At 61.7% G+C, this 13,645-nt stretch carries 13 protein-coding genes; 2 read left to right on the top strand and 11 right to left on the bottom strand.

Going from position 1 to position 13,645, the window contains the following annotated elements; genetic code table 11:
• Positions 1–66: 66 nt before the first annotated feature.
• From HGI30_RS14105 to HGI30_RS14135, 7 genes are all read right to left on the bottom strand, one after another.
• Positions 67–762 (bottom strand): FadR/GntR family transcriptional regulator, encoded by a 696-nt coding sequence (locus HGI30_RS14105; RefSeq protein WP_168908141.1) that lies wholly within the window; start codon positions 760–762, stop codon positions 67–69.
• A gap of 216 nt (positions 763–978) precedes the next feature.
• On the bottom strand, positions 979–2,103 hold the full coding sequence (dnaJ, locus tag HGI30_RS14110; RefSeq protein ID WP_168908142.1) for a molecular chaperone DnaJ: 1,125 nt from the start codon (positions 2,101–2,103) through the stop codon (positions 979–981).
• 138 nt (positions 2,104–2,241) lie between these two features.
• Positions 2,242–4,086: a molecular chaperone DnaK gene (gene dnaK / locus HGI30_RS14115; RefSeq protein ID WP_168908143.1), complete on the bottom strand. Its 1,845-nt coding sequence runs from the start codon at positions 4,084–4,086 to the stop codon at positions 2,242–2,244.
• A 91-nt stretch (positions 4,087–4,177) separates the two neighbouring features.
• Positions 4,178–4,786, bottom strand: coding sequence for a nucleotide exchange factor GrpE (grpE, locus tag HGI30_RS14120; RefSeq protein ID WP_328805125.1), 609 nt, complete (start codon positions 4,784–4,786; stop codon positions 4,178–4,180).
• A gap of 98 nt (positions 4,787–4,884) precedes the next feature.
• Positions 4,885–5,904 carry a heat-inducible transcriptional repressor HrcA gene (gene hrcA, locus HGI30_RS14125; protein ID WP_168908144.1) on the bottom strand — a complete coding sequence of 340 codons (1,020 nt, stop codon included), beginning with the start codon at positions 5,902–5,904 and terminating at the stop codon, positions 4,885–4,887.
• Positions 5,905–6,111: 207 nt separating this feature from the next.
• On the bottom strand, positions 6,112–7,383 hold the full coding sequence (locus tag HGI30_RS14130) for an RICIN domain-containing protein (RefSeq protein ID WP_235680132.1): 1,272 nt from the start codon (positions 7,381–7,383) through the stop codon (positions 6,112–6,114).
• A 222-nt stretch (positions 7,384–7,605) separates the two neighbouring features.
• Entirely contained in the window at positions 7,606–8,073 is a 468-nt protein-coding gene (locus HGI30_RS14135; RefSeq protein ID WP_168908145.1) for an N-acetyltransferase, read from the bottom strand.
• 125 nt (positions 8,074–8,198) lie between these two features.
• Here HGI30_RS14135 and HGI30_RS14140 point away from each other — a divergent pair, with 125 nt between their 5' ends.
• Together HGI30_RS14140 and HGI30_RS14145 are read left to right on the top strand one after the other, a co-directional pair.
• Positions 8,199–8,774: a DUF1572 family protein gene (locus HGI30_RS14140; RefSeq protein ID WP_168908146.1), complete on the top strand. Its 576-nt coding sequence runs from the start codon at positions 8,199–8,201 to the stop codon at positions 8,772–8,774.
• Positions 8,749–9,066: a hypothetical protein gene (locus tag HGI30_RS14145; protein ID WP_168908147.1), complete on the top strand. Its 318-nt coding sequence runs from the start codon at positions 8,749–8,751 to the stop codon at positions 9,064–9,066. The genes HGI30_RS14140 and HGI30_RS14145 overlap by 26 nt, the downstream gene beginning before the upstream one ends.
• Before the next feature lie 90 nt (positions 9,067–9,156).
• On the opposite strand, the gene HGI30_RS14150 is transcribed toward HGI30_RS14145, so the two are convergent.
• The 4 genes from HGI30_RS14150 to lepA form a co-directional block, all read right to left on the bottom strand.
• Positions 9,157–9,762, bottom strand: coding sequence for a DUF4352 domain-containing protein (locus HGI30_RS14150; protein WP_168908148.1), 606 nt, complete (start codon positions 9,760–9,762; stop codon positions 9,157–9,159).
• Between the two features lie 199 nt (positions 9,763–9,961).
• Positions 9,962–10,435 carry a HEAT repeat domain-containing protein gene (locus HGI30_RS14155; RefSeq protein WP_235680133.1) on the bottom strand — a complete coding sequence of 158 codons (474 nt, stop codon included), beginning with the start codon at positions 10,433–10,435 and terminating at the stop codon, positions 9,962–9,964.
• Between the two features lie 21 nt (positions 10,436–10,456).
• Positions 10,457–11,674 (bottom strand): radical SAM family heme chaperone HemW, encoded by a 1,218-nt coding sequence (gene hemW / locus HGI30_RS14160; protein ID WP_168908149.1) that lies wholly within the window; start codon positions 11,672–11,674, stop codon positions 10,457–10,459.
• Positions 11,675–11,802: 128 nt separating this feature from the next.
• On the bottom strand, positions 11,803–13,620 hold the full coding sequence (gene lepA / locus HGI30_RS14165; RefSeq protein WP_168908150.1) for a translation elongation factor 4: 1,818 nt from the start codon (positions 13,618–13,620) through the stop codon (positions 11,803–11,805).
• Positions 13,621–13,645: the final 25 nt, after the last annotated feature.

The raw sequence follows: 13,645 nt of genomic DNA on the forward strand, positions 1-13,645 counted from the left end.
CTTCATTTGGATAAGTGGATAATTGGATCGTCCAATTTATGGCGAAAGAAAAAGGGGCTGCCCCCTTTAGACCTGAACGGCGTTTCGTTGAATGTTTTCCTTCACGTGGCTCAAGTGGTGCAGCAGCGCGAGGCGGGCCTTGACCGGATCCTTTTCCTTGATCGCCAGCAGGATGAGGCGATGCTCCTCGTACACCTCGCTCTTGCGTCCAGGGATGGCCGCCGTCTTGCGGAGCGTCCGCTGCAGCAGGTCCATGTGCAGCTCGATCAGGTTCACGAGCACGACGTTATGCGTCGCCTTGGCGATCGACAGGTGAAACGCCTGATCCGGCTTGGAGCTGTCGCCTTCCGGTCCGATGCCTCCCCAGGCCTCGAACGCCGCCTCGATCTCGGCGATGTCCTCCTCGGTCGCCCGCTTGGCGGCGAGCTCCACGATGCCCGTCTCGAACAGCTCCCTGGCCTCCAGCAGCTCGATAATCGTCGCCCGCTCGATGTTGTCGAGGATGCGGGTGCGGTCCTCGGCGATATCGAGCGCCTTGCTCAGGAATCGTCCTCCGCCCGGCCGGGCCTCGATCAGCCCCTCCCGCTCCAGGATGCGGAACGCCTCCCGCAGCGTGCCTCGGCTGATGCCGAACGACTGGGCCAGCTCGCGCTCGGTCGGCAGCACGTCTCCGGGCGCGAGGTTGCCTTCGAGGATCAGGTTTTTCAGCTGCTCGATGACATCCTCGTACACGCGATGGTATTTGATTTTTTTTATCGTCATGAGTCGGTTTCTTTCCTCTCTCATCGGTTCGTTCTCTCTGTCTTTACGATCAACCTGATAATTGGATCATCCAATTGACCACATCCCAAGGATACCTGTTCTTCTTCAGGTCTGTCAAGCGCTTTCATGGATTTTCGTGAAGCGTCCGAAAAAAAGAGGGATCTCCCCGATCGGGGAAATCCCTCTTGCTGGTCGCCGAACGAAGCGCGGAGCCGCCTAGTCGCCGCGGAAAGCCTTCTTCATCCGATCGAAGATGCTCTCATGATGCTCCTCGCCCCCTGCTGCCGCGCTGCCGCCGAAGCCGCCGAGCTGGCGCAGCAGGTCCTTTTGCTCGTCGGTGAGCGACGTCGGCGTGACGACGGTCACCTTGACGTGCTGGTCGCCGTTGCCGTAGCCCCGCAGCTTCGGCACGCCCTTGCCTTTGAGGCGGAAGTACGTGCCGGTCTGCGTGCCGGCCGGAATCTTGAGCTTGACCTTCTCCGTCAGCGTCGGGATCTCGATCTCGTCGCCGAGCGCCGCCTGCGCGAACGACAACGGCACCTCGCAGTAGATGTCGTCGTTCTCGCGGTCGAAGAACTCATGCGGCTTGACGCGCAGCACGATGTACAGGTCTCCGTTCGGGCCGCCGCGCGTGCCGCTCTCGCCCTCGCCGTTCAGGCGGATCTGCGCGCCCTCGTCTACGCCCGCCGGGATGCGGACGGTGATCTTGCGCTGCTTCTTCACCTTGCCCGCGCCGTGGCAGGTCGAGCACTTGTCCTTGATGATCTTGCCCGTGCCGCTGCAGTTCGTGCAGGCGCGGCGGTTGACCATGCGGCCGAAAGGCGTATTCTGCACGACTTCCTGCTGGCCGGTGCCGCGGCAGACGGAGCAGTTCTCCGGCTTCGTGCCCGGCTTGGCGCCGGAGCCGTGGCAGGTGTCGCAGTTCTCGGTGCGCGGGATCGTAATCTCGGTCTCCTTGCCGAACACCGCTTCCTTGAACTCGATCGTCATCGTGTATTGAAGGTCGTTGCCGCGCTGCGGCGCGTTCGGGTCGCGCCGTCCGCCTCCGCCGAAGAACATGTCGAAGATGTCGCCGAAGCCGCCTCCGCCGAAGTCCTGGCCGCCTCCGCCGAACTGGTTCGGATCGACATGCCCGTACTGGTCGTACACGGCGCGCTTCTGATCGTCGCTCAAGGTGTCGTAGGCTTCCTTGACTTCCTTGAACTTCGTCTCCGCATCGGCGCCCTTGTTGACGTCCGGATGGTACTGGCGCGCCAGCTTGCGGTAGGCTTTCTTGATCTCTTCCGCCGAGGCGTCCTTGCCGAGCTCCAGCACCTCGTAATAATCGCGCTTATCCGCCAATCCCTCTCACCCCCATGTAATGCCCGCTTGACATGCAACAACCGCCCTCTCCCTCCTGACGCCCCGGCGCTGGGGCCGGGACGCTGCTCGGAAAAAGGCGGAGCCGCTTGGTGACGCTATGAAGCTATCGTACCGTTTTTATTTCTTGTCGTCCACGACTTCGTAGTCGGCGTCGACGACGTTGTCGCGTCCTGCCGCGCCGCCTTGAGCCGCGCCGCCATCGGCGCCCGGAGCGCCTTGCTCCGCTTGCGCCGCCTGCTCATAGAGCTTGACGGACAGCTGCTGCACGATCTCGGTCAGCTCGTCGGTCGCTTTTTTGATCGCGTCCAGATCCTCGCCGCCGACGACTGCCTGTAGCGCTTCCTTGGCCTGGTTCGCCTTCTCGATCTCGCCGGCGTCGATCTTGTCGCCCAGATCCTTGACCGTCTTGTCGACGGAGTAGATCAGCTGGTCGGCGTTGTTCTTCGCCTCGACGAGCTCCTTGCGCTTGCGGTCTTCCTCGGCGTTGAGCTCGGCATCCTTCATCATGCGCTCGACTTCCTCGTCGCTCAGGCCGCTCGAAGACGTGATCGTGATCTTCTGGCTCTTGCCCGTGCCTTTGTCCAGCGCGCTGACGTTGACGATGCCGTTGGCGTCGATGTCGAACGTGACTTCGATCTGCGGCACGCCGCGCGGAGCCGGCGGGATGTCTCCCAGCATGAAGCGTCCGAGCGTCTTGTTGCCGGCGGCCATGGCGCGCTCGCCCTGCAGGACGTGGATCTCGACGCTCGTCTGGTTGTCCGCGTACGTGGAGTAGACTTGGGACTTGCTCGTCGGAATCGTCGTGTTGCGCTCGATCATCTTGGTGAACACGCCGCCCGCCGTCTCGATGCCGAGCGACAGCGGAGTGACGTCGAGCAGGACGACATCCTTCACGTCGCCGGTCAGGACGCCCGCTTGGACCGCCGCGCCGAGGGCGACGACTTCGTCCGGGTTCACGCCTTTATGCGGCTCTTTGCCGATCAGCTTCTTGATCGCTTCCTGCACGGCCGGGATGCGCGTGGAGCCGCCGACAAGGACGACCTTGTCGATCTCGCTGGCCGACAGGCCGGAGTCGCTCAGCGCCTGGCGCGTCGGCGCGAGCGTGCGCTCCACGAGCGGAGCGGCCAGCTCTTCGAACTTGGCGCGGGTCAGGTTCAGCTCCAAGTGCTGCGGCACGCCGTCGACCATCGTGATGAACGGCAGGCTGATCGTCGTCGTCAGGACGCCGGACAGCTCTTTCTTCGCCTTTTCGGCCGCATCCTTGAGACGCTGCACGGCCGCTTTGTCCTTGGACAGGTCGGAGCCATGCTCTTTCTTGAACTCCGCCACGATGTGGTCGATGATGACCTGGTCGAAGTCGTCCCCGCCGAGACGGTTGTCGCCGCTCGTCGCCTTGACTTCGAAGAAGCCGTCGCCGAGCTCGAGGATGGAGACGTCGAACGTGCCGCCGCCGAGGTCATACACGAGGATCGTCTGATCCTCGGACTTTTCCAGGCCATAAGCGAGGGCGGCCGCCGTCGGCTCGTTGACGATGCGGAGCACTTCGAGGCCCGCGATCTTGCCGGCGTCCTTGGTCGCCTGGCGCTGGGAGTCGTTGAAGTAGGCGGGAACGGTAATGACCGCTTGCGTCACCGTCTGGCCGAGGTAGGCTTCCGCATCGGATTTGAGCTTCTGCAGGATGATGGCGGAAATCTCTTGCGGCGTAAAGTCCTTGCCGTCGATCGTTTCTTTGTGGCTCGTGCCCATGTGGCGCTTGATCGAGATGATCGTGCGGTCCGGGTTCGTGATCGCCTGGCGCTTGGCCGTCTCGCCGACGATGCGCTCTCCGTCCTTCTTGAAGCCGACGACGGACGGCGTCGTGCGGTTGCCCTCCGGGTTCGGAATGACGACGGCCTCGCCGCCCTCCATGACTGCTACGCAGGAGTTGGTCGTTCCAAGGTCGATGCCGATTACTTTGCTCATCGCTGTAGTCCTCCCTTTCTTTCCATTGCTTCATTCGAATTGGTCGATCCAAGTATACCCGCTTTATCTTAAAGGCAGCTTAAAGGCCGCTCTAGCCGCTTACCTTGACCATGGCGGGACGGAGCACTTTGTCCTTGAGCATGAAGCCCTTTTGCAGCTCCTCCACGACGATGCCTTCCTCATGCTCGTCGGACTCCACGGTCATGACCGCTTGATGGAACTCCGGATTGAATGGCTGTCCGACCGCTTCCATCGCCTTCAGCCCTTCCTGCTCGAGCACGCCTTGCAGCTGCCGGAAGATCATGTCGACGCCCTTGGCCAGCGAGTCCGAGTCGCCCCCGCCGGCCGCGGCGGCGATCGCCCGGTCGAAGTTGTCGACGATCGGCAGCAGCTGCGTCAGCAGCTTCGCGGATGCGTATTGGCCGAGCTCTTCCTTTTCCTTTTGGGTGCGGCGGCGGAAGTTGTCGTAGTCCGCCTGGACGCGCAGCAGCCGCTGCTGGTGATCCTCCGCCTGGCGAGCCAGCTCCGCATAGCGGGCATCCTGCTCCGGCGCCTGCCTGTCCTCCTCCGCTGCCTGCGGCTCGGCCTCGATCGGCTCGCCGCCTGCGGCAGCGGCCGCCTGCTCCGCCGTCTCTTCGTCGGCGGTCAGGATTTCTTCCGCGCTTGTCTGTTCATCTATCGTATTCTTTTTGGATTCCAAGCATGCTCACCTCCCGTAAATGGTTCCTTGCTGCGGCCGAATCTATGTAGGGACGCTCGGTCCCGTCCCTTGGCCGCGTCCAGCCGAGGCGAAGCGCCTTAGCGCTCCGTCCCCAAGCCGCTCAGGCTGCGCCCGAACTCGCCGAGCAAGCTGATGACGCGCCCGTAATCCATCCTCGTCGGACCGAGGATGCCGATCGTGCCCATCTGCTCGCCTTCGATCGTGAACGTGGCGGTGATGAGGCTGCAGCTCGCGATAGCGGCATGGTCGTTCTCGGTCCCGATCCGCACCGACAAGCCCTGGGGCATGGAGGAGAACAGCCGCATCAGCGTCGGCGTCTCCTCGAGCAGCCCCAGGATGTTCTTGACCTTGTCGACGTCCTTGAACTCCGGCTGGGCGAGGATGCGGGTCGTGCCGGAGAGGAACAGGCGGCTGTCGTCCTCCGGGCGGACGGCCTGCTCGATCAGCTTGAGCAGCCCCTCGCACTGATCGGCATAGCGGCCCATCTCCTCGCCCGCCGCCGAGAAGAGGCGGGACTTGAGGCGGGTGAGCGGCGTCCCGCTCAGCCGCTCGTTGAGGAAGCGCACCGCCTGCTCGATGTCGTTCATGTCCAGGTCCGGCGGGATCGTCACCGTGCGGTTCTCGACGTGGCCGGTATTGGTCACGACGATCGCAACCGCCTTGTCGCCGCCGAGCGGCACGAGCTGGAACTGCTTGAGCGCCTGATTGACCGAGTCCGGCCCGAGCACGATCGACGTGTAGTTCGTCAGATTGGAAATAATCATCGCCGCCTGCTGGATGGCCTGCTCGGCCTCCGTCATGCGGCTGGCGACGAACGCGCGGATCGCCTGCAGCTCGCTCTTGGCGACCGCCTCATGTCTCATCAGATGATCCACATAGTAGCGGTAGCCTTGAATCGATGGAATGCGTCCAGCCGACGTATGCGGCTGCTCCAGGAATCCCAGCTCCTCCAAATCCGCCATTTCGTTGCGGATCGTCGCCGGGCTGAAGGCCACGTCGCCTCGCTTGGAAATGCTCCGGGAGCCTACAGGCTCGGCGGAACGGATATAATCGTCGATGATTACGCCTAGAATCAGCTGCTGCCTTTCCGTCAACATCCGTACCATCCTCCCTCTGCATGCCGCCGGCTCCACGATGTCCGGTGCGGACGAGTGATTAGCACTCCACTCTATCGAGTGCTAACATTCATAACCAAAATACCAAAACAGGCGGAGCGTTGTCAAGTAAGTCGGAAGCCGAAATAAAGGGAAAGGCGGCTCTCGGAAGAGCCGCCTTTCCCTTTTGCTTACGTCGCGAGTCGAGCTTTAAAGCTTGACCAGCCTCCACTTCTGGGCGCCGGTGCCGTTGTCCGTCCACAGCTGCACGTTCGTGCCGTCGGCCGTGCCGGAGCTGGCGACGTCCAGCGCTTTGCCGCTGTTCACGTTGACGAGCTTGAAGCTGCCGTCCGCATTCGCGGTTATTCGCCACTTCTGAGCCGCGGAGCCGTTCTGGTTGGCGATCTGCACGTTCGTCCCGTCCGCCGTCCCCGCTCCCGCGGCATCCAGCGCCTTGCCGCTCGCCGGATTGATCAGCGTGAAGCTGCCGTCGGCCTGGGCATAGGCCTGCCAGCGCTGCGCCCCGGTGCCGTTGTCCGTATAGATCTGCACGTTCGCTCCGTCCGCCGTGCTGGCCGCGTAGATGTCGAGCGCTTTGTTGCTGTTGACGTTGATCAGCTTGTAGATGGCGCCGCTTTCGACCGGCGCGGACGGCGACGTGCCTTGCGCGTATACCCGCACGTAGTCGACCGTCATCGTCTGCGGGAATACGGTCGAGGCGTTCGGATAGCCCGGCCAGTTGCCGCCGACGGCCAAGTTCAGGATCATGAAGAACGAGTGGTCGAATACCCACGTCTGTCCCGCCCCGAGCTGGCTTTTGTTGAAGGTGTGGAACAGGTTGCCGTCGACGTACCAGCGGATCTGGGACGGCTCCCACTCGACAGAGAAGATATGGAAGGAATCCGAGAAGGTGCCGCTCGGGAGCGTATACGACTTGCTGATGCCGCCCGCGCCCGAATAGCCCGGTCCGTGCACCGTGCCGTATACGGTTCTCGTATCGTGGCCGAGGTATTCCATGATGTCCAGCTCGCCTGCGCCGGGCCAGCCCGCCTGGTCGAGGTTGCTGCCGAGCATCCAGAACGCCGGCCAGATGCCTTGTCCGTAAGGCAGCTTGATGCGCGCTTCGAACTTGCCGTACGCCTGATTGAACTTGCCCTTGGTCAGCAGGCGCGCGGATGTGTACTCGCTTCCGTTGTAGGCCTCCTTGATCGCCTTGATGACAAGATTGCCGCCGCCGTCCAGATAGGAGTTGTTGCGGCGGTTCGTGTAGTTCTGGAGCTCGTTGTTGCCCCAGCCGCCCGCGCCGAGATCATAGCCCCATTTGCTGCCGTCCGGAGCGGAGCCGGAGGCGCCGTTGAATTCATCGCTCCAGGTCAGGTTCCATACCGGGGCGGCTTCGGCTTTCGGCATTCCGGCCGGCCGGCCGCCCGCCAGCAGCAGCAGGGTCGCCAGGGCGACTAGGACAAGCGTTCGCAATTTCACGTCAACATTCCTCCTTTAATAAATGAAGCGCTTCCATAACCATCGGCTTGTTTCCGCGGCTCCTCCTTTCGTTCCGGCATGATGAATCGGGGCGTGAAGCTTCCTTAGTATGCCTCCGTGCCAATATGAAGTAAATTCCCCTTTTTTTAGGTGAGGTTGCGTAATTTCAGGTCGACAAAAAAAGCCCGTCCTCGATCAGCGGACGGGCTGAGATTCAACGCTTCATATATAGCGGATGACCGCGATCTCGTCGCAGGCATGCTGCTTCGGGCAGTTGACGCAGTCGGTCCAGACCTTCTCGGGGAAGATTTCCTTGTCCACGACGGAAAAGCCGTTGCGTTCGAAAAAGCGGACCTCATAGGTGAGCGCCATGATCTTGGGAATGCCTTGAGCCTGGGCCTGCTCGATCAGCTTGGCGACGAGCTTGCTGCCGATGCCGGCTCCCTTGTGCCCTTCGCTGATGCCGAGCGAGCGGATCTCGACGAGATCCTGGCCGAGCCGGGTCAGCGATCCGCAGCCGACGACCCTGCCTGCGATCTCGGCGATGACGAACGTGCCGATCTGGCGGAGAAGCACGTCCTTGGACCGCGGCAGCATGATGCCCTTCTCCGCATAGCCTTGGATGAGCTCATAAAGCGTATCGACGTCCTCCGGCTTGGCGGCGCGGCATACGGCTTCTTGGACGAGCATCCTCTTCTCCTCCTTCCGGCATCCTCTTCGCAATATGAATAAATATACATGATAACGAATGAATGCTCAAGAGAAAAAAGAGGCCTGCCTGATGTATACTGGAAAAAAGAGGAGGTAGATGGCCCATGACTGAACCCCATGCCGTGCCCGCGAGCGAACTGGGCGCACGCATGCTCGAGGATGCCGGGAAGGTGTTCCGCAGCCAGAAGAAGCTGGGCGACCGGGCCCTCGAGCAGGCGGACGAAAAGGCGCTGTTCGCCGTTCCGGCGCCGGAGTCGAACTCGATCGCCGTCATCGTCCGGCATCTGTCCGGCAACATGAAGTCCCGCTTGACGGATTTCCTTTCGACCGACGGCGAGAAGTCCTGGCGCGACCGCGACGGAGAGTTCGAGATTCCGGCCGGCACGACTGCCGGCGAGGTGCTGCAGTGGTGGGAGGACGGCTGGGGCATCGTATTTGACACGTTGGACGGGCTGCAGCCGGAGGATCTCCTGCGCACGGTCACGATCCGCAGCGAGCCTCATCTCGTGCTGCAGACGATCCAGCGCCAGCTGTCCCATTATGGATACCATGTCGGGCAGATCGTGCAGCTGGCCAAAGCCTCGCGCGCGGAAAGCTGGCAGTCGCTGAGCATTCCGCGGAACGAGTCCCAGGCGTTCAACCGAAGGCTCGGACATGAGGGCGGCGATGCGGCGAAATAAACGGTTCTGGTCTTCCGCCTACCTGATCGGCAGCAGCAGCCTCTTGTTTTTCCTGATCCTTGCCTTCATCGACATGTGGATCGAGTACAACGTCCCGAAAACAGGACCGATCGGCAATGGTTCTCCCGAAGTGACCGCCATGGACTGGATGCTCATCCTCTCCAGATCGCTCGTCGTCATCGTCAATTTCCTGGTCTCGCTATGGCTGTACACCAAGACTGTCCGGGAGGAGTCAAGGGATGACTCCGGTACTCACCTTATCGATTCAAGCGAGGACGGAAAGTCACACTAAGAATGGCTTGGACAATTGGATTCCTTTCGATAAAAAGAAAAAGCGTTCCGCTCCTTGATTCAGGAGAGGGGACGCTTTTTTCCGTTTATTCTATTTGGCCAATTTAATTTGCCCCTGCTCCGTTCCCCAGAATCCGGTCTGAACGTTCAGAACGAAGTCTTTCAGCGTTTCGGGAATCTCGAAAGCCACATTGCCTGTTTGAGACAAGCCAGGGTTAATTCCGTCATACATGAAGAAGCCATCTGCGCCCAGAAGCGACGTAGGGGAATATTCAATTTCATCCTTGAGCAGCTTGAAGAAAGAAGAATCCGTCTGAATGGTTTCTTTCCCCTTGTTCGTAATGGTGACATTAACGACATAGTACGCGCTGCCTTCTGCATCAGGCTTGAAAACAAAGTACTCGCCATTCTTGATTTCCTTGGTCACCCGGGTCTTGTTGACTTTGAAGACGACGTCTCCGACCTGAAGTTCTTCGCCGATTTTAGCCATGACCGGCTCGGCAGGAGCTGCTTCTTCCTTTTTCGCCTCTTCCTTCTTGTCGGCTTCGCCGCCGGTATTCGCCGCCGTCTGAGCCGCCTCTCCGGATTGGTTCGCCGTGGTCGGACTGTCATCCTTGGAAGCCACCATTCCGATGATGATGATGATGACGAACAGACCTACAAACCCGAGGCAACCAAGCTTAAACACTTTTTTCATGAATCAAGACCCTCCCATATCGTACCGGGTAGGAAAATGGAATTAGGAATCAAGTCCTACCCTAGCTAGAAGTTACTATCGGAATGAAAATATGAAAAGTTTAGGGGGTTTTACCCAAAAAATGAAGAGGATCAAAAAAAAATCGTTCCTGCCTGATTTCGGCAAGAACGATTGATTGCGCACTTTCTCAGCTCTATTTCTACTTGCGCTCGAAGGAAGCCTTCCACTGCTCCTCGAGCCAGCCGTCGAACTCGGCCCCCTTGTCGCCTTCGAGCACGTCGTACACGTCGAGCCTCATCTTCCGCAGCTTCTCTTTGAAGTCGGAGAAGGCATGGCCTTCCGGCAGACTCTTGCGGACGCGCACGACAATCTTGTCCAGTCCCTTGACCGGGACGGAGCCTTTGCGGACCGGCGCCTGCGCCGGCTCGCCGAGCGAGACGAGGCCGCGGTAAGCCGCCTCGCGCACCGGATGCACCGGATCGTCCGCCAGCAGGCGGCGCAGGATCGCGGCGGATTGCGGCGCCTTGAGAGCGGCCAGCTCGGACGCCGCCTTTTGGCGGGCCCTCCAGTCGGAGGAGCGGCTCGCGGCCCGCTTCAGCTCGGCGACCGGATCGGCGGCTTCGGTCTCAAGCAGCTCGTCTTTGTTTAAGTTTGGTTTCGGTTTCGTTTCCAAGGAATTCAATCCCCTTCGCTTCTAAGAATGAATCGCATCGTCCAGGACGCCGATGAACGCCCCGAACACTTCGTTGCCGAGCAACACGCCCTGCGGCGACAGCCGGTAGCCCCGGCCCGGTCGCAACGGCGTCCCTCCCGGCAGGCTGCCGTGCTCCCCGTCCTCGAGGCGGAGCAGCAGCCCGTCCCGCAGCAGCGGCTCGAGCTGCGCTCCGAACACGTCCTCGATCGTCCGGCCGGGGAACTGCCGCTCGAAGTCGGCTCCGCGCACGCCGTCCAGCAGGCGCAGGCCGACCATCATGAAGTCCTCCATCGCTTCGCCCTCGGACACGGTCTCCCCCGACAGGCGGGGCAGGCGCTCCAGCGCGGCGTCGATGTACGGCTGCACGCCCTTGATGTTGACGTGGCGATGGCGTTCCAGATAGCCGTGCGCTCCGGCGCCGAGTCCGTAATACGGCTCGTTCCGCCAGTAGGTGGAGTTGTGCCGGGACTCGAAGCCCGGCTTGGCGAAGTTGCTGATCTCGTAATGCTCGTAGCCCGCCCCCTGGAGACGGCGGATGAGATGCAGGTACATCTCGAGATCCTCGTCCTCCGTCGGCAGCGGCAGCTGGTTCTTCTCATAGAGATGATGGAACAGCGTGTTCTCCTCGACCTTGAGGCTGTACAGCGAGTAATGCGGCAGGTCGAGCGCGAGCGCCTTGTCCACGCTGTCGGACAGCAGCTCCACCGTCTGGCCCGGCAAGCCGAACATGAGGTCGATCGACAGGTTGCGGAAGCCGGCCGCCCGCGCGTTGTCCAGGCTGCGGTACACGTCGTCCACGTCATGGATGCGTCCGATCCGCTGCAGCAGGCCGTTGTCGAACGACTGCACGCCGAAGCTCAGCCGGTTGACGCCGCCGGCGAACATGACCGCCAGCTTGTCCGGATCGGTCGTGCCGGGATTGGCCTCCATCGTGAATTCCGTGCCCTCGTGCAGCGGCCAGAGCCGGCGCACCGAAGCGAGGAAACGCTCCATCTGAGGCGGCGTCAGCACCGTCGGGGTGCCGCCTCCGACGAATACCGTGTCGATGCGTCCTGCCGGCGTCGCCGCGAGCGTCCGCTCCATCTCGCGCTCCAGCGCGGTCAGATAGTCGTCGACCGGCTGGCCTTTGAGGATGTAGGAGTTGAAGTCGCAGTAATGGCACTTGTTCGTGCAGAACGGGATATGGATGTAAAGCGCTCTAGGCGCGTGATGCAGCATAGGTGTTCCCTCCTCGGGGAGCGGGTGCGGACGAGCCGCGGTCGCCCCGTAAAACGGCGCAAGAGGAGAGCATGCGCTCTCCTCCGCCCGGTTCCGGACCTGCGCGGCCGCAAGGCCGCAGGTCCGGATCAGTCCTCGTCGATCTTGAGCACGGCCATGAACGCCTCTTGCGGAACTTCGACGTTGCCGACCTGCTTCATCCGCTTCTTGCCTTCCTTCTGCTTCTCGAGCAGCTTGCGCTTGCGGCTGATGTCGCCGCCGTAGCACTTGGCCAGGACGTTCTTGCGCATCGCCTTGACCGTCTCGCGGGCGATGACCTTCTGGCCGATCGACGCCTGCACCGGCACCTCGAACATCTGGCGCGGGATGAGCTCCTTGAGCTTCTCGCAGATGATCCGGCCGCGCTGGTAGGCGCGGTCGCGGTGCACGATGACCGACAGCGCGTCGACCGTCTCGCCGTTGAGCATGATGTCCATCTTGACGAGCTTGGACTGGCGGTAGCCGCTCAGCTCGTAGTCGAACGAGGCGTAGCCCTTGGTGCTCGACTTGAGCTGGTCGAAGAAGTCGTAGACGATCTCCGACAGCGGGATCTGGTACGTGATCGTGACGCGGTTCGTATCCAGGTACTCCATGTTGACGAACTCGCCGCGCTTGTTCTGGCACAGCTCCATGACCGTGCCGACGAAGTCGTTGGGCACGATGACGGCCGCCTTGACGTACGGCTCCTCGACATGCTCGATCTTGCCGACCTCCGGATAGTTGGACGGGTTGTCGATGTGGAGCACCTCGCCGCTCGTCAGCGTGACGTCGTAGATGACGCTCGGCGCCGTCGTGATGAGGTCGATGTTGAACTCGCGCTCGATCCGCTCCTGGATGACGTCCATGTGGAGCAGGCCCAGGAAGCCGCAGCGGAAGCCGAAGCCGAGCGCCGTCGACGACTCCGGCTCGAACGTCAGGGAAGCGTCGTTCAGCTGCAGCTTCTCGAGCGCCTCGCGCAGGTCGTTGTACTCCGTGTTGTCGATCGGATACAGGCCGCAGTACACCATCGGGTTGATCTTGCGGTAGCCCGGCAGCGGCTCCGCCGCCTGGCGCTTGGCCTCCGTGACGGTATCGCCGACGCGGGTGTCCTTGACGTTCTTGATGCCCGCGACGACGAAGCCGACGTCGCCGACGGCGAGCTCGTCCACGATCGTCATCCGCGGCTTGAACGCGCCGACCTCGATGACCTCGAACTCGGCGCCCGTCGCCATGAAGCGGATCTTCTTGCCGGCCTTGATGCTGCCGTCCACGACCCGCACGTAGACGATGACGCCTTTGTACGGATCGTAGTGGGAGTCGAAAATGAGCGCCTTGAGCGGCTCGTCCGGATCGCCGGCAGGCGCCGGCACCTTCAGCACGACCTGCTCGAGGATCTCCTTGATGCCGATGCCGGCCTTGGCCGACGCCAGCACGGCGTCGCTCGCGTCGAGGCCGATCACGTCCTCGACCTCCTGCTTGACGCGCTCCGGCTCCGCGCTCGGCAGGTCGATCTTGTTGATGACCGGCAGGATCTCGAGGTTGTTGTCCAGCGCGAGATAGACGTTGGCCAGCGTCTGCGCCTCGATGCCCTGAGCGGCGTCGACGACGAGCAGCGCGCCCTCGCAGGCCGCGAGGCTGCGCGACACCTCATAGGTGAAATCGACGTGCCCGGGCGTGTCGATGAGATTGAGGATATATTCCTCGCCGTCGTCGGCCTTGTAGGCGAGACGGACGGCTTGCAGCTTGATCGTGATGCCGCGCTCCCGCTCCAGCTCCATCTGATCGAGCACCTGGGACTGCATCTCCCGTGAAGTCAGCGCGCCGGTATACTCCAGGATCCGGTCAGCCAGCGTGGACTTTCCGTGGTCGATATGCGCGATAATGGAAAAGTTCCGTATCTTGTTTTGGCGGTCGCGTACGTCTGCCATGCTTTGTGATCCACACCCCTCAATA

Source organism: Paenibacillus albicereus (assembly GCF_012676905.1).
GTDB lineage: Bacteria > Bacillota > Bacilli > Paenibacillales > Paenibacillaceae > Paenibacillus_O > Paenibacillus_O albicereus.

Bases quoted from the DNA above. Each gene is read 5' to 3' on its own strand.
- HGI30_RS14105 (WP_168908141.1), bottom strand. From the start codon at position 762: ATGACGATAAAAAAAATCAAATACCATCGCGTGTACGAGGATGTCATC.
- dnaK (WP_168908143.1), bottom strand. From the start codon at position 4,086: ATGAGCAAAGTAATCGGCATCGACCTTGGAACGACCAACTCCTGCGTA.
- hrcA (WP_168908144.1), bottom strand. From the start codon at position 5,904: ATGTTGACGGAAAGGCAGCAGCTGATTCTAGGCGTAATCATCGACGAT.
- HGI30_RS14135 (WP_168908145.1), bottom strand. From the start codon at position 8,073: ATGCTCGTCCAAGAAGCCGTATGCCGCGCCGCCAAGCCGGAGGACGTC.
- HGI30_RS14140 (WP_168908146.1), top strand. From the start codon at position 8,199: ATGACTGAACCCCATGCCGTGCCCGCGAGCGAACTGGGCGCACGCATG.
- HGI30_RS14145 (WP_168908147.1), top strand. From the start codon at position 8,749: ATGAGGGCGGCGATGCGGCGAAATAAACGGTTCTGGTCTTCCGCCTAC.
- HGI30_RS14150 (WP_168908148.1), bottom strand. From the start codon at position 9,762: ATGAAAAAAGTGTTTAAGCTTGGTTGCCTCGGGTTTGTAGGTCTGTTC.
- hemW (WP_168908149.1), bottom strand. From the start codon at position 11,674: ATGCTGCATCACGCGCCTAGAGCGCTTTACATCCATATCCCGTTCTGC.
- lepA (WP_168908150.1), bottom strand. From the start codon at position 13,620: ATGGCAGACGTACGCGACCGCCAAAACAAGATACGGAACTTTTCCATT.